A 22,310-nucleotide genomic window follows, 5' to 3' on the forward strand; every position below is an offset into this window, starting at 1 on the left:
GCCGGGCCCGCGCGGGACGGTCGGCGAGGCCGGAGGTCAGGCGAGGCCGTAGACCCGCCGCGCGTTGCCCTCGGCCAGCAGGCCCACCACCCGCTCCGCGTCCGCCGGTGCCCACGCGCCCTCCGCGACCCAGGCGCCGAGCACCCGCCCGAGCGCCTCCCGGAACAGCCGGGCGCCCACCACGTGCAGCTCCGGCAGTCCACGGGCGCCGCTGGAGAAGAGGATCTTGCCGAACGGGGCCAGCTCCAGGATCTCCGCGAGCACGGTCGCCGCCCGCGCGCCCGTCCGCACCAGGGCGGCCCCGGAATCGGCGTAGACGTGCGGGAAGACCCCGGCCAGGTGGGCGGCGTGCCGGTGGTAGGGGTAGCCGTGCAGCAGCACCAGATCGGTGCCCAGGCCGGCGGTGGTCCGGACGAAGTCGCCCAGCAGCACCGGGTCGACGCGGGCGCCCGGCGCGCCGAGCCCGGCGTGCAGTTGCAGCGGCCGGCCCGTGGCCACGGCGATCCACAGCAGGTGCCGCAGCAGCACCGGGTCGTCCAGCTCGTCGCCCACACGGCGGGCGGCCAGCCAGCGGCCCGCCGCGCCCCGCACCTCCCCCGGTCCGGGCGGCTCGGGCACCAGGGCCGTCCCCTGGCGCAGACCGGCGACGGAGGTGAAGGCGACCGCGTGCGCCGCCGCGCCGTGCACGGACTCCGCGAGGTTGGCGAGGAAGGACATCACGGTGCCGGAGGTGTCGGCGACCTGTTCGGCGAGCTGTTCCAGGCGCACGATCTCGTGGGCGGCGGCGTCCGAGGCGGTGGCTAGTTCGGCGGGGCCGGTGAGGTCGCCGGGCAGCCCGGTGTCGACCAGGTAGGTGGTGATGCCGCTGCCCCGCAGCAGGCGGCGCCCGGCCTCGGCGACGCCCAGTTCCCGGCGCCGGGCGAGGTACCGGGCGGGCGGGCAGTGCGGCTCCAGGCCGAGCAGCGGCGGGCACCAGCGGCGCACCGCGAAACCGGTCTGGGTGTCGAAGAGGGTGGTGCCCGGGGCGGGCGGGCCCTCGGTGCGCGCCAGCTGGGCCTCGAAGGTCCCGAGGCCCAGCTCCGTGCGCAGCACGCCGTGGCAGTACTGGTCCACCAGGGACGGCGTGTCGATCATCCGGGCTCCCCGTGACGGACCGTGCGCTTGCCACCGACCCGTGGTCGGGTCCCGCGCTCCTACCGTCCTAACGGGTGAGGGCGCCCTCAGGTGTTGCTGGGGCCGCCCACCTGGATGCCCGCCATGCGGGACCACTCGTACGGGCCGGTCCGCACCCGGGCGGCGAACTCGCCGTCGAACTCCTCGTGGACCGTGATGCCCGCCTTCTCGACGGCCTGCCGGGCGATGTCGGTGGAGGGGGCCACCAGGTCGCCCCAGTCGCCGTTCTCGGCGACCAGGACGATGCGGGCGCCGCGTTCGCCCAGGTACGCGACGTGCCCCTCGGTCGTGCCGTGGCGCTTGGCGAAGCTGGTGATCTGCTGGGCGATCCGGTCCGCCTTGCGTGCGGCCTTCTGCGCGGCCTTCGGGTCCGCCTGCTGCGTGTCTGCCATGGTCAGGATGCTACCGACGGGTAGATCAAACGGCGACGGGCGGGGTCCGTGGCCTTGGCCACTGACCCCGCCCGCCGAGTGTCCGGGGAGCCGGCCGCTATCGCAGGAACGGGTCCACGGCGATCGCGACGAACAGCAGGGAGACGTAGGTGATGGACCAGTGGAACAGCCGCATCTCCTTGAGCTTGGCGCCCGTCACCTCGGCCTTGGCCCGGTTCAGCAGCGCGTGCGCCTCCCACAGCCACCAGCCGCCGGCCGCCAGGGCGACCGCGGTGTAGAACCAGCCGGTGTAGCCGAGCGGGGTCAGCAGCAGGGAGACGCCCACCATGACCCAGCTGTAGAGGACGATCTGCTTGGCGACGGCCTTGTTGCCGGCGATGACCGGCAGCATCGGCACGCCCACCCGCGCGTAGTCCTCCTTCACCTTCATGGACAGCGGCCAGTAGTGCGGCGGCGTCCAGAAGAAGATGACGAGGAAGAGGACGACCGGCGCCCAGGACAGCGAGTTGGTGACCGCGGACCAGCCGATCAGGACCGGCATGCAGCCGGCGATGCCGCCCCACACGATGTTCTGCGCGGTGCGCCGCTTGAGGATCATCGTGTAGACGACGACGTAGAAGAGGAGCGCGCCGAGGGCGAGCCAGGCCGACAGCCAGTTGACGGTGAGGCCGAACAGCAGGGTCGAGACGACCGCCAGGGTGATGCCGAAGGCCAGGCACTCGCGCGGGCTGACCATGCCGGTCACCAGCGGCCGCTGCGCGGTGCGGTCCATCAGGGCGTCGATGTCGCGGTCGATGTACATGTTGAGCGCGTTGGCGCCGCCCGCGGAGAGGTAACCGCCCACACAGGTGAGCAGCACCAGCGTCAGGTCGGGCACGCCCTGCTGCGCCAGGAACATCACCGGGACGGTGGTGATCAGGAGCAGCTCGATGATCCGCGGCTTGGTGAGGGCCACGAACGCCATCACACGGGCCCCGAACGGCCGACGGGCCGGGCTCTGGCTGGCCCCCAGTACTCCCGGTGGACGGGATTCAACGGCCGTCACGCACACCCCTACAGAGACATCCCAGCGAGCCCCGGCGTGTGAAGCCACGGTAAAGGCCCGCGCGTACCACGCCACTGTAGACGTTGCCCAGACCCCGCCCTTCGCGGGGGTGGGCTCGTGTTGGGAGGTGCCGCCGGACGGGGTGGTGCACGACTCCCCGAGGTGCCGCCGGACGGGGTGGCACACGACTGCCCCAGGTGCCGCCGGACGGAGTGACGCAGGGCTCCCCGAGGTGCCGCCGGACGGGGTGGCACACGACTCCCCCAGGTGCCGCCGGACGGAGTGGCGCAGGGCTCCCCGACGTGCCGCCGTACGGGGTGGTGCAGGGCTCCCCGAAGTGCGGATCCGGGCTCGATTGAGCACCCGGATGAGCGGCTCCGTATTCATCTGCCGAATGCGGGTGTTGCCCGGTCGGGAGGCGGATCCCGGGCAGGCCCGGCAGTCTGGAACGGCTCGGAAAATCGCACGTACTACGGGGGTAGGCTCGACCACGCCGGTGGGAAATCACCGGCATCCGATCATGTGGAGAGGAGCCCTGACTCAGGGTGAGCACAAAGCCGACCACCACAGACCTCGAGTGGACCGAACTGGACCAGCGGGCCGTGGACACCGCCCGCGTCCTGGCCGCCGATGCCGTACAGAAGGTTGGCAACGGCCATCCGGGTACGGCGATGAGCCTCGCGCCCGCTGCCTACACCCTCTTCCAGAAGGTGATGCGCCACGACCCGGCCGACGCGAACTGGGTCGGACGCGACCGCTTCGTGCTGTCCGCCGGCCACTCGTCCCTGACCCTCTACACCCAGCTGTACCTGGCCGGCTTCGGCCTGGAGCTGGACGACCTGAAGTCCTTCCGCACCTGGGGCTCGAAGACCCCGGGCCACCCGGAGTACGGACACACCACGGGCGTGGAGACGACGACCGGCCCGCTGGGCCAGGGTGTCGCCAACGCGGTCGGCATGGCGATGGCCGCCCGGTACGAGCGCGGCCTGTTCGACCCCGAGACGCCGCAGGGCGAGTCCCCCTTCGACCACTTCGTGTACTGCATCGCCGGTGACGGCTGCCTCCAGGAGGGCATCTCCGCCGAGGCGTCCTCGATGGCCGGTCACCAGAAGCTGGGCAACCTGGTGCTGCTGTGGGACGACAACCACATCTCCATCGAGGGCGACACCGAGACGGCCGTCTCGGAGGACACCTGCAAGCGGTACGAGGCGTACGGCTGGCACGTGCAGCGGGTGGCCCCCAAGCCGGACGGCGACCTGGACCCGCACGCGCTGTACGACGCGATCGAGGAGGCGAAGAAGGTCACCGACCGGCCGTCCTTCATCGCGATGCGCTCGATCATCGCCTGGCCGGCGCCGAACGCGCAGAACACCGAGGCCGCGCACGGCTCCGCGCTGGGCGAGGAGGAGGTCGCGGCCACCAAGCGCGTGCTGGGCTTCGACCCGGAGCAGAGCTTCGAGGTCTCCGACGAGGTCATCGCGCACACCCGCAAGGCCCTGGAGCGCGGCAGCCGCGCGAAGGCCGAGTGGGAGAAGTCCTTCCAGGAGTGGCGCTCGGCCAACCCGGAGCGCGCGGCCGAGTTCGACCGCATCGCCGCCGGTGAGCTGCCCAAGGGCTGGGAGGACAGCATCCCGGTGTTCGAGCCGGGCAAGGGCGTCGCCACCCGCGCCGCCTCCGGCAAGGTGCTGCAGGCGCTCGGCGGGGTGATCCCGGAGCTGTGGGGCGGCTCGGCCGACCTGGCGGGCTCCAACAACACCACGATCGACAAGACGTCGTCGTTCCTCCCGGCGGACAACCCGCTGCCCGAGGCGGACCCCTACGGCCGGACGATCCACTTCGGCATCCGCGAGCACGCCATGGCCGCGCAGATGAACGGCATCGCGCTGCACGGCAACACCCGCATCTACGGCGGCACCTTCCTGGTGTTCTCCGACTACATGCGCAACGCGGTGCGGCTGTCCGCCCTGATGCACCTGCCGGTGACGTACGTGTGGACGCACGACTCCATCGGTCTGGGCGAGGACGGCCCCACGCACCAGCCGGTCGAGCACCTGGCCTCGCTGCGCGCCATCCCCGGTCTGAACGTGGTGCGCCCCGCGGACGCCAACGAGACCGCGATCGCCTGGCGCGAGATCCTCAGGCGCTGGACCAAGGAGTTCGGCGTGGGCGCCCCGCACGGCCTGGCGCTGACCCGGCAGGGCGTGCCGACGTACGAGCCGAACGAGGACGCGGCCCGCGGCGGCTACGTGATGTTCGAGGCCGAGGGGCCCTCCGGGCAGAGCGCCGAGCCGCAGGTCGTCCTGATCGCCACCGGTTCCGAGGTGCACGTGGCCGTGGCGGCGCGCGAGCAGCTCCAGGCCGAGGGCGTGCCGACGCGGGTGGTGTCGATGCCGTCCGTGGAGTGGTTCGAGGAGCAGGACCAGGGGTACCGGGACAGCGTCCTTCCGCCGTCCGTGCGGGCGCGCGTCGCGGTCGAGGCCGGCATCGGTCTCACCTGGCACAAGTACGTCGGGGACGCCGGCCGCATCGTGTCCCTGGAGCACTTCGGTGCGTCGGCCGACGGCAAGGTGCTGTTCGAGAAGTTCGGCTTCACGGCCGGCAACGTGGCCGCCGCCGCCCGGGAATCGCTCACCGCTGCTCAGCGCTGACGCTCATACACGACACGTAGGAGATGGAAATTCCATGACCGACGCACTCAAGCGCCTCTCCGAGGAAGGCGTCGCGATCTGGCTGGACGACCTGTCGCGCAAGCGCATCACGTCCGGCAACCTCGCCGAGCTGATGGACCAGCAGCACGTCGTGGGCGTCACCACCAACCCGACGATCTTCCAGAAGGCGATCAGCGAGGGCGACGGCTACGACACGCAGCTCACCGACCTCGCCGCCCGCAGGGTCACCGTCGAAGAGGCCATCCGCATGATCACCACGGCGGACGTCCGGGACGCCGCCGACATCCTGCGCCCGGTGTTCGACTCCACCGACGGCCGGGACGGCCGGGTCTCGATCGAGGTCGACCCGCGCCTGGCGCACGACACCCGGGCGACGGTCGCCGAGGCCAAGCAGCTGGCGTGGCTGGTGGACCGCCCCAACACCCTGATCAAGATCCCGGCGACCGAGGCCGGCATCCCGGCGATCGCCGAGACCATCGGCCTGGGCATCAGCGTCAACGTCACGCTGATCTTCTCCCTGGAGCGCTACCGCAAGGTGATGGACGCGTTCCTGACCGGCCTGGAGAAGGCCAAGGAGCGCGGCCTGGACCTGTCGGAGATCCACTCCGTGGCCTCGTTCTTCGTGTCCCGCGTGGACACCGAGATCGACAAGCGGATCGACGCCCTGGGCACCGACGAGGCCAAGGCGCTGCGCGGCAAGGCCGCCATCGCCAACGCGCGCCTCGCCTACCAGGCGTACGAGGAGGTCTTCTCCTCCGACCGCTGGAACGCGCTGGAGCGGGCGGGCGCCAACAAGCAGCGTCCGCTGTGGGCGTCCACCGGGGTGAAGGACAAGGCGTACCAGGACACCATGTACGTCACCGAGCTGGTCGCGCCGAACACGGTCAACACCATGCCCGAGGCCACCCTGTTCGCCACCGAGGACCACGGCGAGATCACCGGTGACACCGTCTCCGGCACCTACGAGCAGGCCCGCGCCGACCTGGACGCGGTGGAGGCGCTGGGGATCTCCTACGACGAGGTCGTCCAGCTCCTGGAGGAGGAGGGCGTCGAGAAGTTCGAGGCGTCCTGGAACGACCTGCTGAAGTCGACCGAGGCGGAGCTGTCGCGTCTCGCCCCCTCGGAGGGCTGACACGTTGTCGAGCAGCAACCCGCTGCGTGACCCAGCGGACCGGCGGCTCCCGCGCATCGCGGGGCCGTCGGGCCTGGTCATCTTCGGTGTCACGGGCGACCTGTCGCGCAAGAAGCTCATGCCCGCGGTCTACGACCTGGCCAACCGGGGCCTGCTGCCGCCGGGCTTCTCGCTGGTCGGCTTCGCCCGCCGGGAGTGGGCCCACGAGGACTTCGCGCAGGAGGTCCACGACGCGGTCAAGGAGCACGCCCGCACTCCCTTCCGGGAGGAGGTCTGGCAGCAGCTGATCCAGGGGATGCGCTTCGTCCAGGGCACCTTCGACGACGACGACGCCTTCGAGCGGCTGCGCGCCACCATCGAGGAGCTGGACAAGGCCCAGGGCACGGGCGGCAACTTCGCGTTCTACCTGTCGGTGCCGCCGCGTTCCTTCCCGGTGGTCATCCAGCAGCTGAAGAAGCACGGCCTGGCCGACCAGAACGGCGGGTCCTGGCGGCGGGCGGTCATCGAGAAGCCGTTCGGGCACGACCTGAAGTCGGCCGAGGAACTGAACGCGATCGTCCACGAGGTGTTCGCGCCGGACCAGGTCTTCCGGATCGACCACTACCTGGGCAAGGAGACCGTCCAGAACATCCTGGCGCTGCGCTTCGCCAACACCATGTTCGAGCCGATCTGGAACCGGTCGTTCGTGGACCACGTGCAGATCACCATGGCCGAGGACATCGGCATCGGCGGCCGGGCCGGCTACTACGACGGCATCGGCGCCGCCCGCGACGTCATCCAGAACCACCTGCTCCAGCTGCTGGCGCTGACCGCGATGGAGGAGCCCGCCTCCTTCGGCGCGGACGCGCTGGCGGCGGAGAAGACCAAGGTGCTGGGTGCCGTGCGGCTGCCGAAGGACCTGGGCCGGGACACGGTGCGCGGGCAGTACGCGGCCGGCTGGCAGGGCGGCGCCAAGGCGGTCGGATACCTGGAGGAGGACGGCATCGACGCCTCCTCCACGACCGACACCTACGCGGCGATCAAGCTGGGCATCGACAACCGCCGCTGGGCGGGTGTCCCCTTCTACCTGCGCACCGGCAAGCGGCTGGGCCGCCGGGTCACCGAGATCGCGGTGGTCTTCCAGCGCGCCCCGCACTCCCCCTTCGACACGACGGCCACCGAGGAGCTGGGCTCGAACGCGATCGTCATCCGGGTGCAGCCCGACGAGGGCGTCACGGTGCGGTTCGGTTCGAAGGTGCCGGGCACGTCGATGGAGATCCGGGACGTGTCGATGGACTTCGCCTACGGCGAGTCGTTCACCGAGTCCAGCCCGGAGGCGTACGAACGGCTCATCCTGGACGTCCTGCTCGGCGACTCCAACCTCTTCCCGCGCACGGAGGAGGTCGAGCTGTCCTGGAAGATCCTCGACCCGATCGAGGAGTTCTGGGACGCCAACGGCAGGCCGGCCCAGTACCCGGCCGGCACGTGGGGGCCCGTCGAGGCGGACGAAATGCTCGAGCGAGACGGACGGAGCTGGCGCCGGCCATGAAGATAGACCTCACGGACACCACGGCCAGCAAGATCAACAAGGCGCTGGTGCAGGGCCGCCGGGCGATCGGCACCCCGGCCGTCGGCATGGTCCTCACCCTGGTCATCGTGACGGACGAGGAGAACGCCTACGACGCGCTGAAGGCGGCGGGCGACGCCTCGCACGAGCACCCCTCGCGGATGCTGGTCGTCATCCGGCGCGTGTCCCGTTCGCCCCGCGACCGCACCCAGTCCCGGCTGGACGCCGAGGTGCGGGTGGGCGCGGACGCGGGCACCGGCGAGACGGTGGTGCTCCGGCTGTACGGCGAGGTCGTGGACCACGCCCAGTCGGTGGTGCTGCCGCTGCTGCTGCCGGACGCCCCGGTGGTGGTGTGGTGGCCGGTCAACGCCCCGCTCGACCCGGCCGGTGACCCGCTGGGCGCGCTGGCCCAGCGCCGGGTCACCGACACCTACGCCTGCGAGCACCCGGTGCGGGAGCTCACCGCCCGCGCCGACGCCTACACCCCCGGCGACACGGACCTGTCGTGGACCCGCATCACGCCGTGGCGTTCGATGCTGGCCGCGGCGCTGGACCAGGTCGACTGCCGGGTGCAGCACGTCGAGGTGGAGGGCGAGGAGTTCAACCCGAGCTGCGAGCTGCTGGCGATGTGGCTCGCGGACCGGCTGGACGTGCCGGTGAAGCGCTCGGTGTCGAGCGGGCCCGGCCTCACCGCGGTCCGCATGGACACCGACTGCGGGCCGGTGGTGCTGGACCGGGCGGACGGCTCGCTGGCGACGCTGTCCATCCAGGGCCAGCCCAAGCGCGCGGTGGCGCTCAAGCGCCGGGACACCGCGGAGCTGATCGCGGAGGAGCTGCGCCGGCTGGATCCGGACGACACCTACGCGTCGGCGCTGCGCTACGGCATCGAACGGCTGGGCAAGGACGCGCAGGGACCGGGCGGTGACGGGCCCCACAAAGGGGACGGCGGCGCAGCGGTCCCCGCTCCGGTCGAGTCGGCTGCGAAAGCACCCGCGGACCGGGCGACGCAGGAAGCACCGGTGAAGAAGGCGGCGGCGAAATGAGTTCGGCATGAGTACGGCACCCCAGCTGGTCGTGCACCGCGACAAGGAGCTGATGGCGCAGGCCGCGGCGGCCCGGCTGATCACCGCGGTCGTGGACGCACAGTCCGCGCGGGGCTCCGCGTCCGTCGTGCTGACCGGGGGACGCAACGGCAACGGTCTGCTGGCCGCGCTGGCGGCGGCCCCCGCCCGGGACGCCGTGGACTGGAAACGGGTCGACCTGTGGTGGGGGGACGAGCGGTTCCTGCCCGAGGGCGACCCGGAGCGCAATGTCACCCAGGCCCGTGAGGCGCTGCTCGACGCGGTGCCGCTGGACCCGGAGCGGGTGCACGCCATGCCCGCCTCGGACGGACCGCACGGCGACGACGTGGACGCGGCAGCCGCCGCGTACGCGCAGGAGCTGGCGCGGGCCGCGGGCCCCGGGGGACACGGCGCGGTCCCGGAGTTCGACGTCCTGATGCTGGGCGTGGGCCCGGACACGCATGTGGCGTCCCTGTTCCCGGAGCTGCCCGCGGTGCGGGAGACCGAGCGGACCGTGGTGGGGGTGCGGGACGCGCCCAAGCCCCCGCCGACCCGGGTCTCCCTGACCCTGCCGGCGATCCGGGCGGCCCGCGAGGTGTGGCTGCTGGCCGCCGGGGAGGACAAGGCCGAGGCCGCGGCCGTCGCCCTGTCGGGCACGGGCGAGGTGCAGGCACCGGCGGCGGGCGCCCGGGGGCGGGAGCGCACCGTGTGGCTGCTGGACGCGGCGGCGGCGGCGCGGGTGCCGCGGTCGCTGGTGCCGACGGCGTCGGAGTAGCGGCCCGTCGGACGCATAAGGACGCGGAAGGGGCGGTGAGGGTTCGCAACCCTCACCGCCCCTTCCGCGTGCCGCGGCGGCGCTACTTGACCGAGCCGGCCATGACGCCCTGCACGAAGTGCCGCTGGAACGCGAAGAACACGACCACCGGCACGATCAGCGACAGGAACGCGCCCGGCGCCAGCACGTCGATGTTGCTGCCGAACTGACGGATCTGCGACTGCAGTGCGACCGTCAGCGGCTGCGAGGAGCTGTCCGCGAAGAGCAGCGCCACCAGCATGTCGTTCCACACCCACAGGAACTGGAAGATGGCCAGGCTGGCGATGGCCGGGCGGCCCACCGGCAGCACCAGGCGGGTGAAGATCCGCCATTCGGTGCCGCCGTCCATCCGGGCGGCCTCCAGCATCTCCTTGGGCATCTCCGCGAAGTAGTTGCGCAGCAGGAACACGGCGAACGGCAGCCCGTACGCCACGTGGAACAGCACGACTCCGGGGATGGTGCCGAACAGCCCCAGCTGGCCGAAGAGTTTGGCGACCGGCAGCAGACCGATCTGCACGGGCACGACCAGCAGGGCGACCACGAGCAGGAAGACGGGCTCGCGGCCGGGGAAGTCCAGCCAGGCGAAGGCGTATCCGGCGAGCGCGGCGACGACCACGACCAGGACGGTGGTCGGCACCGAGATCAGCACGGTGTTCCAGAACGCCTGGGTCATGCCCGAGTTCTTCAGCAGCGCCGTGTAGTTGTCGAAGGACAACTGCCCCGGGCTGGTGAAGACCGTCCACCAGCCGCCCTTGGCGGTGTCCTCGGCGGACCGCATCGAGGACAGGAACAGCCCGGCCAGCGGGGTCATCCACACCAGGCCGATGACGACCAGGAAGGCCTGCACCACGGCGCTGCTCAGTCCGCGCCGGATCGCGTTCATCGCTGGCTCCTTCGGAAGCGTCGGACGTTGAAGACCATGGCGGGGATGACGAGCAGCAGCAGGAGCACGCCGAGGGCGCTGCCCAGCCCCTGGTCGTTGCCGCCGCCGAACGACACCAGCCACATCTGGGTGGCCAGCACGGTCGCGTCCTCCTGCACCGGGCCCGGGGCGATGATGTAGACCAGGTCGAAGACCTTCATCACGTTGATCACCAGGGTGACGAAGACGACGGTGAGCACCGGCGCGAGCAGCGGGACGGTGATCCTGCGGAAGATCTGCCACTCGTTGGCGCCGTCCATCCGGGCCGCCTCCAGCGCGTCCCGGGGCAGGGCAGCGAGGCCCGCGCCGATCAGCACCATGGCGAAGCCGGTCCAGATCCACAGGTAGGCGCCGATGATGGCCGGGGTGACGAGGGTGGGGCCCAGCCAGGAGATGCCCTCGTAGGGCGGCGCGAAGTTGTCGGCGGGCAGCTTCAGGGTGTAGCCGCCGCCTTCGAGGCCGGTGAAGCGGAAGGATCCGTCGGCCGCGGTGGTGGTGCTCGCGACGGTCTTCCCGTCCCGGACCGCCTCGACCTTCATTCCGGGCAGTCCGCTCTCCCGGTCGTCGACGACTCCCGGTTCCCCTCCCCCGCCGGGGGTGAAGTCGAGGTAGACGACCCCGCTGACCTCGTCGGCGCCGGCCGGGCGGGCCGCCGCCTCGCGGGCGGGTTCGGCGTCGCCGGGCAGGTCCTTGGGGGCGACGCCGACCAGGCCGAGTGCGGCCGTGCCGCCGGGCGAGACGTCGGCGCCGGTGGCGTACGAGCCGTCCGGCTGCCGGGTCAGGCCCTCGTCGTCGCGGGGGCGGGCGTCCGGGTAGGACGAGGTGCCCTGGAAGGCGTCGTGGACGCCGACGACGGCCGCGTTGAGGACGCCCTTGTCGGGGTCCTCGTCGTAGGCGAGCCGGAAGATGATGCCGGCCGCCAGGAAGGACACCGCCATCGGCATGAACAGCAGCAGCTTGAAGGCGGTGGCCCAGCGGATCTTCTCCACCAGCACGGCCAGGATCAGGCCCAGGCCGGTGAGCAGGGTGGGGGCGACGACCACCCATATCGCCGTGTTGCGCACGGCGGTGAGGGTGGTCGGGTCGCGGAACATCTCGGTGTAGTTGTCGACCCCCACGAACTGCGAGCCGGACGCGTCGAACAGGCTGCGGCCGACGGAGAACAGCACGGGGTAGACGACGAGCGCGCCCAGCAGGAGCAGTGCGGGCAGGACGAACAGCAGGGCGATGACCCGCCCCCGGCGGCGCGCGCGCCGGCCGCGCGCGCCGTCGGGATGCACGGGTGCCGGAGGCTTCGCCTCTTTCACCACGGTGGCGGTCACGGCGGTCAGTTCCCGTAGGCCTTGGCCGCGGCGGCCTCGAGCTCGGCGGCGGTCTTCGCCGGGTCGGCCGGGTCGCGCAGGAAGTCCTGGAGGATCTTCCACTCGCCGGCGCCCTTGGTGCCGCCGAAGGCCGCGGGTGCCTGGTCGGACATGTCGAAGCGGACCGAGTCGCCGGCGTTGATCAGGGACTCGGCGGTGGCGCGGGTGACGTCGTCGCCGTAGGAGGCGAGGTCCAGCTTCTTGTTCGGGGAGAGGAAGCCGCCGGCCTCGGCCCACACGGCCGCGGCCTCGGGGGTGGCCAGGTACTCCATGAGCGCCATGCCCGCCTCGGCGTTCTTGCCGTCCTTGAGCACGACGGCCGCGTCGCCGCCGCTGACCACGGGCGCCTTGCCGTCACCGACCGGCGGGAAGGGGAAGAAATTGGCGTCGGTGCCGATGGTCCGGCCGAACTGGTCCTTGGCCACCCCGGCGACGAAGTCGCCCTCGTAGACCATGGCGGCCTCGGCCTTGGGGCCGAAGACCTTCTCCACGGAGCCGGGGAAGTCGGTGTTCAGGGCGCCCTTCTGGCCGCCGGCGATGAGCTGCTTGTCCTTGAACAGCTTGCCGAGGGTGGTGAGCGCGTCGACCACGGTGGGGTCGGTCCACTTGATCTCGTGGGCGGCGAGGGCGTCGTACTTCTCGGGCCCGGCCTGGGAGAGGTAGACGTTCTCGAACCAGTCGGTGAGCGTCCAGCCGTCCTGACCGGCGACGGAGAACGCGGCGAGACCGGAGTCGGAGATCGTCTTCCCGTTCTCCAGCATCTCGTCGAAGGTCTTGGGCTCCTTCACCCCGGCCTGTTCGAGGGCCTCGGGGCTGTACCAGACGGTCGACTTGTGGGCGGCCTTGAAGTAGAGGCCGTACAGGGTGTCGTCGACGGTGCCGTAGTCGCGCCACACCTGGGCGAAGTTGTCCTCCACCGTGGAGCGGACGTCCTTGTCCAGCGGCTTGAGCCAGCCCTTCTCGGCGAACTGCTTGAGCACGCCGACCTGGGGGACCATCACGACGTCGGGGGCGTTCCCGCCTTCGATCTTGCTGCCGACGACGGTGGAGACGTTGTCGCCGGTGGACACGAACTGCGTCTTGGCGCCGGTCTTCTCGGTGAAGGCGTCCAGCACCTTCTGGAAGTTCTGCTGCTCGCTGCCGGACCAGACGCCGGCGACGGTCACGGTCTGGCCGTCGAGCGACTTGTCGCCGCCGCCGGCCGCGACGGGCTCGCCGCCGCCGCAGGCGGTGGCGCCGAGGGCGAGGACGAGGGCGGTGCATCCGGTGATCAGGGTGGTGCGTCGTCGCATCATCGTTGATGTCCCTTCGGGATACGTGGAGAGGGGAGAACGGCAGGCGTGGGGGTTCAGGTGCCGGTGATCCACCAGGCGGCGGTGGAGCCGGGCAGCACCCCGGGCGGGCAGGGTCCGCTGGCGAGCAGCGGGACGCCGTCCACCGGGGCGGGTACGGGGGCGGTGCCGAAGTTGACGGCGCAGACCAGGTCGTCGCCGCGGACGAAGGCGAGGACGCCGGGCTGGGTGTCCAGCCAGCGCAGCGGGCCGTCGCCGAGCTGGTCGAGGGCGGCGCGCAGCTGGAGGCCGTCGCGGTAGAGGTGCCAGAAGGACCGGGTGTCGGCGAGGGCGCGGTCGGTGGCGTACTCGGCGAACCAGTCCGGCTGCGGCAGCCAGGGCCGGGCGGCCTCGGTGCCGGAGGTGAAGCCGAACGGGGAGGCCTGGCCCGACCAGGGCAGCGGGACGCGGCAGCCGTCGCGGATCCGGGCCCGGCTGCCGGTGCGGCGGAAGATCGGGTCGGTGAGCACGTCGTCGGGCAGGTCGACGACCTCGGGCAGACCCAGTTCCTCGCCCTGGTAGATGTAGGCGGCGCCGGGCAGCGCCAGCATCAGCAGGGCGGCGGCCCGGGCGCGGGCGGGGCCGAGGCCGCTGCTCTCGGGGGTGGGTTCGCCGTAGCGGGTGACGGTGCGGACCTGGTCGTGGTTGTTGAGGACCCAGGTGACGGTCGAGCCGGTGCCGGCGATGTCCTGCATGGCCTCGGATATGACCTTGCGGAAGGCGTCGGCGTCCCAGGGGGCGCCCAGCAGGTCGAAGAAGAACGCCTGGTGCAGTTCGTCGGGGCGGACGTACTGGGCGTGCTCGCGGGCGGAGGGCACGGAGACCTCGCCGACCAGGAGGCGTTCGCGGCCGTCGCGGGCGGTGTACTCCTCGCACACCGCGCGCCAGTGCCGCCACACGTCGTGGACCTCGGGCTGGTTCCAGGCGAGCGGGTTGACGGAGTCGCGGGTGCGGGCGTCGGCCTCCGGGTCCGGGGAGTCGGGCAGTTCCGGGTGCTTGAAGAGGCCGGCGGCGACGTCGATGCGGAAGCCGTCGACGCCCCGGTCGAGCCAGAACCGCAGGGTGCGGTCGAACTCCTCGGCGACCTCGGGGTCGCGCCAGTTCCAGTCCGGCTGCTCGGGCGTGAACATGTGCAGGTACCACTGGCCGGGCCGGCCGTCCGGCTCGGTGACGCGGGTCCAGGCGGGGCCGCCGAACATGGCGTGCCAGTTGTTGGGCGGCTCGGCGCCGTCGGGGCCGCGGCCGTCGGCGAAGTGGAAGCGGGCGCGTTCCGGGCTGCCGGGCGCGGCGGCGAGGGCCTCGCGGAACCAGGGGTGCTCGCTGGAGCAGTGGTTGGGGACGATGTCGAGCAGCACCTTGATGCCGAGCCGGCGGGCGGTGGCGACCAGGTGGTCGAACTCGTCGAGGTCGCCGAAGACGGGGTCGACGTCGCAGTAGTCGGCGACGTCGTAGCCGTGGTCGTGCTGCGGTGAGGGGTAGAACGGGCTGAGCCAGATCCCGTCCACGCCGAGCTTCTTCAGGTACGGCAGTCCCGCCCTGACGCCGGCGAGATCGCCGATGCCGTCACCGGTGCTGTCCAGGAAGCTGCGGACGTACACCTGATAGATCACCGCGTCACGCCACCAGTGGTGCCTGTTCACCCCATTGACCTGTCTGTGAGGAGTGCTGTTCGTTATGCATGCATGTTAGGTAGGCATGTCGGGACGGTGTCAATGAAGTGCACGGAAGCTACCGGGCGGTTGACCTACACAAAGTGGGATGATGTCGGGCATAGCCGGCACAGTCGAGACGCCCGCGTTACTTAACAAGTAACTAGGAGGAGGCGGCGGAGGGCCGGGAAGGGGCTAGCGGGAGGAGACGGCGGCCAGCTCGGCCGCCAGCCGGCGCACGGCGGCCTCGGGCGTCTGCCGCCCGGTCATCGCGTCGTGCACGACCGCCTGCACCACCAGGCTCACCTGGTCGTAGTGCGGGCTCTTGGGGCGCGGCGCGGCGGCCAGCACGCTCTCGCGCAGGGTCGGCAGGTAGGGGAACCGCCGGACCAGCTCCGGGTCGTCGTACAGATCCGCCCGCACCGGGGGCAGCGCGCCCCGGGTGAGGACCTGGCGCTGCACGGACTCGCTGGTGAGGTAGGCGATCAGGCGTGCGGCGGACTCCGGGTGCGCCGACGTGCTGCTGACGGCCAGGTTGGAGCCGCCGAGCACACTGGTCCCCGGCCCGTCCGGCCCCGGCAGCGGCACGGCGCCGACCTTCCCGGCGACCTTCGACCCGGAGGCGGAGGCGGCGACGTAGGCGTAGGGCCAGTTCCGCAGGAACAGGAGCCGTCCGTCCTGGAACGCCTGCTTGGACTCCTCCTCCTTGTAGGCCAGCGCCTCCTCGGGGATCCAGCCCTCGCGGACCCCGCGGGCGAGGAAGCCGATGCCCTCGCGGGCCGCGCGGGAGTTCACCGTGACCCGCTCGCCCTCGTCGCCGAGGATCGTGCCGCCCGCCGAGTAGACGGCCTCGGCCGCGTTGACGGTCAGGCCCTCGTAGGGCAGGAACTGGCCCGCGTAGCCGTCCAGTCCGTGCTTGGGCGCGAGCGTGCGCGCGGCCCGCTCCAGGTCGGCCCAGGTGCGCGGCGGCGCCACGCCCTCGGCGGCGAGGACGTCCTCGCGGTAGAGCAGCAGCCCCGCGTTGGTGACGTACGGCACCGCGTAGAGGCGGTCGTCGTAGGTGGCCGTGTCGACGACCCGGGGCAGGAAGGTGTCCAGCGGGAAGCTCTCCCGCGGCAGCGGACGGATCCAGCCCGCCGCGGCGAACTCCGAGGTCCAGCTCACGTCGATGTTGAGCACGTCGAACCGCCCGCGGTCCCGGGACCGCAGGTCGGTGATCATCTGGGCGCGCGTCTCGTCGGCCGAGTCGGGCAGTTCCACCAGGGTGACGCGCTCGCCGGGATGCCTGCGGTTCCAGCCCTCCAGCAGGGGGCCGAGATAGCCGGTGAGGTCCCCCGCGGTGGCCAGCGTGAGCGGGCCGCGGCCGTCCCCCGGGCCCTCGTCCGCCCGCGCCCCGGAGGCCACGTAGCCGGTCAGCACGACGACGAGGACGAGAAGGCCCCTACCCGCGGCATGGATCCACCGCATAGGTTCCTCCCTGTACACCGGCACCCGGTCACCTTCGTCCGGGAGTCAGAGGCCATGTATACCGGTTAGGTATGGGCGATACTAGGGCCTGCGGCACATTACCCACAGGAGGAGGAGAGCACGAGTGCGGCTGCCCCTCCTGGCGCTGCTCGCGCGCGGCCCGGCGCACGGCTACGAGCTCAAGCAGGACCTTGAGCAACTGCTGGGCTCCGCGTACCCTCAGCCGAACGTCGGCCAGATCTACGTGACCCTCGGCCGCCTGGAGAAGTCGGGGCTGATCGAGGGCGAGAGCGTCGAGCAGTCGAGCCGGCCCAACAAGAAGGTCTACCACCTCACCGACGCCGGGCGAGAGGCACTGGACGCCTGGTTCGAGGAGACCGCCGACGAGCCGCGGGTGCGGGACGAGTTCTTCATGAAACTGGCGCTCGCGCCCCGGTCCGGTGGCGTGGACCAGGTCACCCTGATCAACAAGCAGCGGCGGCAGTACCTCAACACCATGCGGGAGCTGTCGAGGCTGGCCGCCGCGGAAGACCGGGACAACCGCATCGCCCACCTCCTGATCGAGGGAGCGATGCTACACCTGCAGGCCGACCTCGACTGGCTCGAACGGTGCCAGGAAGAGCTGGAGGAGCTGGAGTGAGCGAGAGCACCGCTCCCGTGCTGCGCGCCGAACGCCTGGTCAAGACCCACCACGGCGAGGGCGCCCCGGCGCACGCCGTGCGGGGCGTGGACCTGTCCGTGGACCGCGGCGAGTTCGTGGCGATCACCGGCCCCTCCGGCGCGGGCAAGTCGACGCTGCTGCACCTGCTCGGCGGGCTCCAGCGGCCGGACGAGGGCACCCTCTGGCTGGACGGCGAGTGCACCGACGGCTACGGCGAGGCCCGCTGGGCGGTGGAGCGCCGCAAGCGCATCGGGATCGTCTTCCAGTTCTTCAACCTCGTCTCCGACCTGTCCGTGTCCGACAACGTGGAACTGCCCGCCCTGCTCGCCGGGGTGCCGCCCCGCAAGGCCCGCGAGGAGCGCGAGGCGCTGCTCGCGGAGCTGGGCCTGACCGGCAAGGAGCGCAGCATGCCGGGCGAGCTGTCCGGCGGCGAGCAGCAGCGGGTCGCCCTCGCCCGGGCCCTGGTCAACCACCCGCCGCTGCTGCTCGCCGACGAGCCCGCGGGCAGCCTGGACAGCAAGGGCACCCGCGAGGTGATGCGGCTGCTGTCCCGCTTCCACCAGCGCGGCCAGACGATCGTGATGGTCACCCACGACGCGCGGCTGGCGAGTGCCGCGGACCGGGTGATCAGCTTCTTCGACGGCCGGATCGCCGACGACGCCCGCCTCGACGGCCCGGCGCCGCGCGGCAAGGGCATCTCCGGCGTGCTGGAGCTCAAGGACTGACATGCCGGTGTCCGACCGTCGCGCGCCGAGGGAGTGAGACCCGTGCGAGCCACCCTGCGCTGGGCGCAGTCCGACCTGCGCACGCACCGCGGCGAGGCGCTGTTCCTCGTGCTCGCCACCGCGGGCATCGTGGCGTCCCTGCTGCTGGCCACCGCGCTGTTCGGCTACGCCACCAACCCGTGGCAGCGTGTCTTCGCCCAGGCCCGCGGCGCGCACGTCACCCTGCACACCACCGCCGGGGCCGACGCCGGCGAACTGACCGCCCTGGACGGCGTGGACTCCGTCGCCGGCCCCTACCCGACCGAGCCCGTGACGCTCGCCTCGCGCGGCAGCCGGGCCTCCGTGGAGCTGCGCGGCACCACCGAACGGCCCGGCACCGGCCGCCCGCTGATCGTCTCCGGCCACTGGCTGGACCCGGCCGTGCCGGACGGCGTGGTCCTGGAGAGCCGTCTCGCCCGGGCCCTGCTCACCGCGCCCGGGGACACCCTGACGGTGCCCGGCACGAGACGCACGCTGACCGTGGTGGGCGTCGCCGACAGCGCCGAGCCCCGCTACCGGCCGGGTGAACAGCGGGGCGTGGTGTGGGCCCCGCCGTCCGCCCTGGCCGACCCGGACGGGCAGGTGATCGGGCTGCGCCTGACCGACCCCGGCGACACCGGCTACGCGGTGCAGCGGGCGGTGACCGTGCTGGGCGCCGGGGCCATCGGCGAGGTGTCGACCTGGCAGCAGGCGCGGGCCGAGGCGCAGGGCGACAACCGGCTGCTGGGGCAGGTGCTCGGCCTGTTCGGGCTGGGCGCGCTGGTGGCCGCCGGGTTCGCCGTGCACGGCGCCATCACCACCCGGATCCGGGGTCACCTGCGGGACATCTCCGTGCTGAAGGCCATCGGCTTCACACCGGGCCAGGTGGTGCGGGTGTTCCTCGTCCAGCACCTGCTCTACGCCCTGCTGGGCGCCGTCGCCGCCGCCGTCCTCATCGAGGCGCTGGGCGGGGCCGTGCCGGGGCGCCTCGGGGACGCGCTGGCCGTGTGGCAGGGACTGCCCGGCCACACGGCGGCCCTGGTCGCCGTGCCGGCGGGGGCGGTGCTGTTCATCGGCGCGACCACCGGGCTGGCCGCCTGGCGGGCCGGACGGGTGCCCCCCGTGCCGGTGCCCCGGCCGGCCGCCCCGCCCGCCGGCCGGCTGACGCGGGCCGCGCGGGGGGCGCTGGGTCTGCGGGTGCCGCCGGCACTGGTGCTGGGCTGGCACAAGGCGTTCTCGCGCCGTCCGCGCTCCCTCGGCACGATCGCGCGGCTGGCGCTGCCGCTGCTGCTGATCGTGGTGGCGATGAGCGCGTGGACCACCATCGACCGCTTCCACTCCACCCCCGAGCGGATGGGCCTGCCCGCGGCGCTGAGCGCCCGCGCGGACGCCGGCCTCGACGACGCCGGGGCACGGGCCCTGCTGGAGCGTGACCCCGAGGTCGTCGCCGCGCACCCGGGGGTGGAGGTGGCCGCCCTGGTGCCCGGACAGACCGCGACCATCGCCCTGCGCGGCCTGGGCACCCGGGCGGAGCCCTACCCGTTCACCCTGGCCGAGGGGCGGGCCGCGCGCGGCCCCGACGAGGCGGTGGCCGGGCAGGGGCTGCTGGACCTGCTGCACGTCCGCGTCGGCGACTGGGTGCGGGTCACCGTCGGCGACCGGCCGCAGATCCTGCACATCGTGGGCCGCAGCATCGAACCGGAGAACGCCGGCCGGGTGATCTCCACCCCGCTGGACACGCTGCGCGCCAACGACCCCACGCTGCGGCCCACCCTCTACCAGCTGGAACTGGCCCCCGGGGCCGATCCCGGGGCGGTCGCCGACCGGCTGACCGCGGCGGGCGACGGCCATCTCGACGTGCACGCGGTGGCGAACCCGGCCGACGGGCTGTCCCCGCTGCGGGCGGTGGTGCTCGGGCTGGTCGTCGTGCTCGCCCTGATCGGGCTGATCGAGGTGCTCACCGCGATCGGCGGCGCGGTGCGCGAGGGCGAGCGGGACCTGCTGGCGCTCAAGGCGATCGGCCTCTCCCCCCGGCAGATCACCGCCATCACCGTCACCTCGACGGCGGGGACGGCGCTGGCGGCGGCCGTCGTCGCGGTCGCCCTGGGGGTGCCGCTGGCGCACTGGCTGATCGACGCCCAGGGGCGCTCCAGCGGGATCGGCGCCGGCATCGCCCAGGGGCCCTCGGCCGTCCTCCTGCTGGTCCTCGGGGCGGCGGCCATCCTGGGGGCCGCCGCGCTGGCGGCCGTCCCGGCCGCCCGAGCCGCCCGCCGCCGTCTCGCGGACACCCTGAGCGCGGTCGCCTGAACGGAGGCCGCCGGGACGAGGCGCCCCGGGCCGGCGTGCCGGTGTCCGTGTCCCGGCCCGTGTGCCCGCGTCCCGGGCCCGGCCGCACGGGCCGGCCCGTGCCGTGGCCCCCGCGCTCGCCCGGGCGGCGGCGTCCTCCGTGCGCCCCGGGGAGCGGTCGTCGGAGCGGTCTTCGCCCTGGTCCACGACCCCCGGGCGCGGTGGCCTGCGCGCCGGGCGGCCCGGCCGGGCGCGGGCACACGGGGCGGGCGGCCAGGCGCGGGGCGGACGGCGGGCACGGGCCGGGCACGGGGACACGCCGGGTGGGGCAGCCCGGCCGGGCACGGGCGCGCGGGGCGGCGGACCGGGGTCCGCCACCACGCGCGCCCGCAGGCTCACTTCCGTCCGCGCAGCTCCCGGTAGCGGTCGACCAGGTTCCGCGTGGAGGGGTCCAGGTCCGGCACGTCGGCGCCCTCGGTCAGCGCGGGCTCCACCCGCTTGGCGAGCACCTTGCCCAGCTCGACGCCCCACTGGTCGAAGGAGTCGATGTTCCAGACGGCGCCCTGCACGAACACCTTGTGCTCGTAGAGGGCGACGAGCTGGCCGAGCACCGACGGCGTCAGCTCCCGCGCCAGGATCGTGGTCGTGGGGTGGTTGCCGCGGAAGGTCTTGTGCGGCACCAGGTCCTCCGGCACCCCCTCGCCACGCACCTCCTCCGGGGTCTTGCCGAAGGCCAGCGCCTGGGTCTGGGCGAAGAAGTTGGCCATCAACAGGTCGTGCTGGGCCTTGAGTTCGTCGCTCAGCTCGGCGACCGGCTCGGCGAAGCCGATGAAGTCCGCCGGGATCAGCTTGGTGCCCTGGTGGATCAACTGGTAGTAGGCGTGCTGCCCGTTGGTGCCGGGCGTGCCCCACACGACCGGACCGGTCTGCCAGTCCACCTCCCGCCCGTCGCGGTCGACGGACTTGCCGTTGGACTCCATGTCGAGCTGCTGGAGGTAGGCGGTGAACTTCGACAGGTAGTGCGAGTACGGCAGGACGGCGTGGGACTGGGCGCCGTGGAAGTTGTTGTACCAGATGCCCAACAGGCCCAGCAGCAGCGGGACGTTGGACTCCGGGGGCGCAGTGCGGAAGTGCTCGTCGACGATCCGGAACCCGTCGAGCATCTCCCGGAAGCGGTCCGGGCCGATGGCGATCATCAGGGACAGGCCGATCGCGGAGTCGTAGGAGTACCGGCCGCCGACCCAGTCCCAGAACTCGAACATGTTGGCGGTGTCGATGCCGAACTCGGCGACCTTCTCCGCGTTGGTGGACAGCGCGACGAAGTGCTTCGCCACGGCGGCCTCGTCCCCGCCCAGCCCGTTCAGCAGCCAGGTCCGCGCCGAGGTGGCGTTGGTGACGGTCTCGATGGTGGTGAAGGTCTTGGACGCGATGACGAACAGCGTCTCGGCCGGGTCCAGGTCGCGGGTGGCCTCGTGCAGGTCGGCGCCGTCCACGTTGGACACGAAGCGCACGGTGAGGTCGCGGTCGGTGTAGGCGCGCAGCGCCTCGTACGCCATGGCGGGGCCGAGGTCGGAGCCGCCGATGCCGACGTTGACGACGGCGCGGATGCGCTTGCCGGTGTGGCCGGTCCACTCCCCGGAGCGGACCCGGTCGGCGAAGGCGATCATCTTGTCGAGGACGGCGTGCACGGCCGGCACCACGTTCTCCCCGTCGACCTCGATGACGGCGTCGCGGGGGGCGCGCAGCGCGGTGTGCAGGACGGCGCGGTCCTCGGTGGTGTTGATCCGCTCGCCGCGGAACATGGCGTCGCGCAGGCCGGCGACGTCGGTGGCGGCGGCCAGGTCGCGCAGCAGCCGCAGGGTGTCGTCGGTGACCAGGTGCTTGGAGTAGTCGACGTACAGGTCGCCGACGCTCAGGGTGTACCCGGTGCCGCGGCCGGGGTCGGCGGCGAACAGTGCGCGCAGATCCACCTCGCCCAGCTCCTCGCGGTGCTTGGCCAGTGCGGTCCACTCCGGCGTCTGGTTGAGCCTGGTACGGCCGTCTGCGTTCATCTCGGAC

17 protein-coding genes are annotated in these 22,310 nt (G+C 72.4%); 8 read left to right on the plus strand and 9 right to left on the minus strand.

Translation table 11 applies throughout. The features are described from left to right. Positions 1-36: 36 nt before the first annotated feature. The 3 genes from AB0F01_RS00585 to AB0F01_RS00595 form a co-directional block, all read right to left on the minus strand. Complete coding sequence (locus tag AB0F01_RS00585; RefSeq protein WP_362088905.1) at positions 37-1,134, minus strand: amidohydrolase family protein; 1,098 nt, start codon at positions 1,132-1,134, stop codon at positions 37-39. A gap of 86 nt (positions 1,135-1,220) precedes the next feature. Next, a complete protein-coding gene (locus AB0F01_RS00590; protein ID WP_362088906.1) occupies positions 1,221-1,565 on the minus strand; it encodes a hypothetical protein in 345 nt (114 codons plus the stop codon). Positions 1,566-1,662: 97 nt separating this feature from the next. Next, positions 1,663-2,616, minus strand: a complete 954-nt coding sequence (locus tag AB0F01_RS00595) for a heme o synthase (protein WP_362088907.1) — start codon at positions 2,614-2,616, stop codon at positions 1,663-1,665. A gap of 539 nt (positions 2,617-3,155) precedes the next feature. On the opposite strand from AB0F01_RS00595, the gene tkt reads away from it, so the two are divergent. The 5 genes from tkt to pgl are packed head-to-tail and all read left to right on the plus strand — an operon-like array spanning position 3,156 to position 9,793. Then, the gene (gene tkt / locus AB0F01_RS00600; RefSeq protein ID WP_362088908.1) at positions 3,156-5,258 is read left to right on the plus strand and encodes a transketolase; all 2,103 of its coding nucleotides are present in this window, start codon (positions 3,156-3,158) and stop codon (positions 5,256-5,258) included. Positions 5,259-5,292: 34 nt separating this feature from the next. Then, positions 5,293-6,411 carry a transaldolase gene (gene tal / locus AB0F01_RS00605; protein WP_362088909.1) on the plus strand — a complete coding sequence of 373 codons (1,119 nt, stop codon included), beginning with the start codon at positions 5,293-5,295 and terminating at the stop codon, positions 6,409-6,411. A 4-nt stretch (positions 6,412-6,415) separates the two neighbouring features. Continuing rightward, positions 6,416-7,939 carry a glucose-6-phosphate dehydrogenase gene (gene zwf / locus AB0F01_RS00610; RefSeq protein ID WP_362088910.1) on the plus strand — a complete coding sequence of 508 codons (1,524 nt, stop codon included), beginning with the start codon at positions 6,416-6,418 and terminating at the stop codon, positions 7,937-7,939. Further along, positions 7,936-9,000 carry a glucose-6-phosphate dehydrogenase assembly protein OpcA gene (opcA, locus tag AB0F01_RS00615; RefSeq protein ID WP_362088911.1) on the plus strand — a complete coding sequence of 355 codons (1,065 nt, stop codon included), beginning with the start codon at positions 7,936-7,938 and terminating at the stop codon, positions 8,998-9,000. Before zwf ends, opcA begins: the two co-directional genes overlap by 4 nt. Positions 9,001-9,007: 7 nt before the next feature. After that, positions 9,008-9,793: a 6-phosphogluconolactonase gene (gene pgl, locus AB0F01_RS00620; RefSeq protein WP_362088912.1), complete on the plus strand. Its 786-nt coding sequence runs from the start codon at positions 9,008-9,010 to the stop codon at positions 9,791-9,793. 82 nt (positions 9,794-9,875) lie between these two features. Here the strand turns inward: pgl and AB0F01_RS00625 are convergent, their stop codons facing one another. The 5 genes from AB0F01_RS00625 to AB0F01_RS00645 all read right to left on the minus strand — a co-directional run bounded on the left by AB0F01_RS00625 (position 9,876) and on the right by AB0F01_RS00645 (position 16,562). Then, entirely contained in the window at positions 9,876-10,715 is an 840-nt protein-coding gene (locus AB0F01_RS00625; RefSeq protein ID WP_362088913.1) for a carbohydrate ABC transporter permease, read from the minus strand. Next, on the minus strand, positions 10,712-12,076 hold the full coding sequence (locus AB0F01_RS00630; protein WP_362088914.1) for an ABC transporter permease subunit: 1,365 nt from the start codon (positions 12,074-12,076) through the stop codon (positions 10,712-10,714). Before AB0F01_RS00630 ends, AB0F01_RS00625 begins: the two co-directional genes overlap by 4 nt. A gap of 5 nt (positions 12,077-12,081) precedes the next feature. Then, a complete protein-coding gene (locus AB0F01_RS00635; protein WP_362088915.1) occupies positions 12,082-13,410 on the minus strand; it encodes an ABC transporter substrate-binding protein in 1,329 nt (442 codons plus the stop codon). A 53-nt stretch (positions 13,411-13,463) separates the two neighbouring features. After that, positions 13,464-15,086, minus strand: a complete 1,623-nt coding sequence (locus AB0F01_RS00640; RefSeq protein ID WP_362088916.1) for an alpha-amylase family glycosyl hydrolase — start codon at positions 15,084-15,086, stop codon at positions 13,464-13,466. A 204-nt stretch (positions 15,087-15,290) separates the two neighbouring features. Further along, complete coding sequence (locus tag AB0F01_RS00645) at positions 15,291-16,562, minus strand: ABC transporter substrate-binding protein (protein ID WP_362088917.1); 1,272 nt, start codon at positions 16,560-16,562, stop codon at positions 15,291-15,293. A 124-nt stretch (positions 16,563-16,686) separates the two neighbouring features. On the opposite strand from AB0F01_RS00645, the gene AB0F01_RS00650 reads away from it, so the two are divergent. From AB0F01_RS00650 to AB0F01_RS00660, 3 genes are read left to right on the plus strand one after another with little or no spacing between them, the layout of a single operon-like run. Further along, positions 16,687-17,202 (plus strand): PadR family transcriptional regulator, encoded by a 516-nt coding sequence (locus AB0F01_RS00650; RefSeq protein WP_362088918.1) that lies wholly within the window; start codon positions 16,687-16,689, stop codon positions 17,200-17,202. Then, entirely contained in the window at positions 17,199-17,948 is a 750-nt protein-coding gene (locus tag AB0F01_RS00655; protein ID WP_362088919.1) for an ABC transporter ATP-binding protein, read from the plus strand. The genes AB0F01_RS00650 and AB0F01_RS00655 overlap by 4 nt, the downstream gene beginning before the upstream one ends. 42 nt (positions 17,949-17,990) lie before the next feature. Beyond that, a complete protein-coding gene (locus AB0F01_RS00660; RefSeq protein WP_362088920.1) occupies positions 17,991-20,273 on the plus strand; it encodes an FtsX-like permease family protein in 2,283 nt (760 codons plus the stop codon). A gap of 374 nt (positions 20,274-20,647) precedes the next feature. Here AB0F01_RS00660 and pgi read toward each other — a convergent pair whose 3' ends face one another. Beyond that, positions 20,648-22,303: a glucose-6-phosphate isomerase gene (gene pgi, locus AB0F01_RS00665; protein ID WP_362088921.1), complete on the minus strand. Its 1,656-nt coding sequence runs from the start codon at positions 22,301-22,303 to the stop codon at positions 20,648-20,650. Positions 22,304-22,310: the final 7 nt, after the last annotated feature.

The organism is Streptomyces sp. NPDC029526 (genome assembly GCF_040637405.1).
Taxonomy (GTDB): Bacteria; Actinomycetota; Actinomycetes; order Streptomycetales; family Streptomycetaceae; genus Streptomyces.

Coding starts and splice junctions, on each gene's coding strand:
- AB0F01_RS00645 (WP_362088917.1), bottom strand. CDS start 16,562: ATGCGGTGGATCCATGCCGCGGGTAGGGGCCTTCTCGTCCTCGTCGTC.
- AB0F01_RS00625 (WP_362088913.1), bottom strand. CDS start 10,715: ATGAACGCGATCCGGCGCGGACTGAGCAGCGCCGTGGTGCAGGCCTTC.
- AB0F01_RS00590 (WP_362088906.1), bottom strand. CDS start 1,565: ATGGCAGACACGCAGCAGGCGGACCCGAAGGCCGCGCAGAAGGCCGCA.
- tal (WP_362088909.1), top strand. CDS start 5,293: ATGACCGACGCACTCAAGCGCCTCTCCGAGGAAGGCGTCGCGATCTGG.
- AB0F01_RS00635 (WP_362088915.1), bottom strand. CDS start 13,410: ATGATGCGACGACGCACCACCCTGATCACCGGATGCACCGCCCTCGTC.
- pgl (WP_362088912.1), top strand. CDS start 9,008: ATGAGTACGGCACCCCAGCTGGTCGTGCACCGCGACAAGGAGCTGATG.
- AB0F01_RS00585 (WP_362088905.1), bottom strand. CDS start 1,134: ATGATCGACACGCCGTCCCTGGTGGACCAGTACTGCCACGGCGTGCTG.
- opcA (WP_362088911.1), top strand. CDS start 7,936: ATGAAGATAGACCTCACGGACACCACGGCCAGCAAGATCAACAAGGCG.
- pgi (WP_362088921.1), bottom strand. CDS start 22,303: ATGAACGCAGACGGCCGTACCAGGCTCAACCAGACGCCGGAGTGGACC.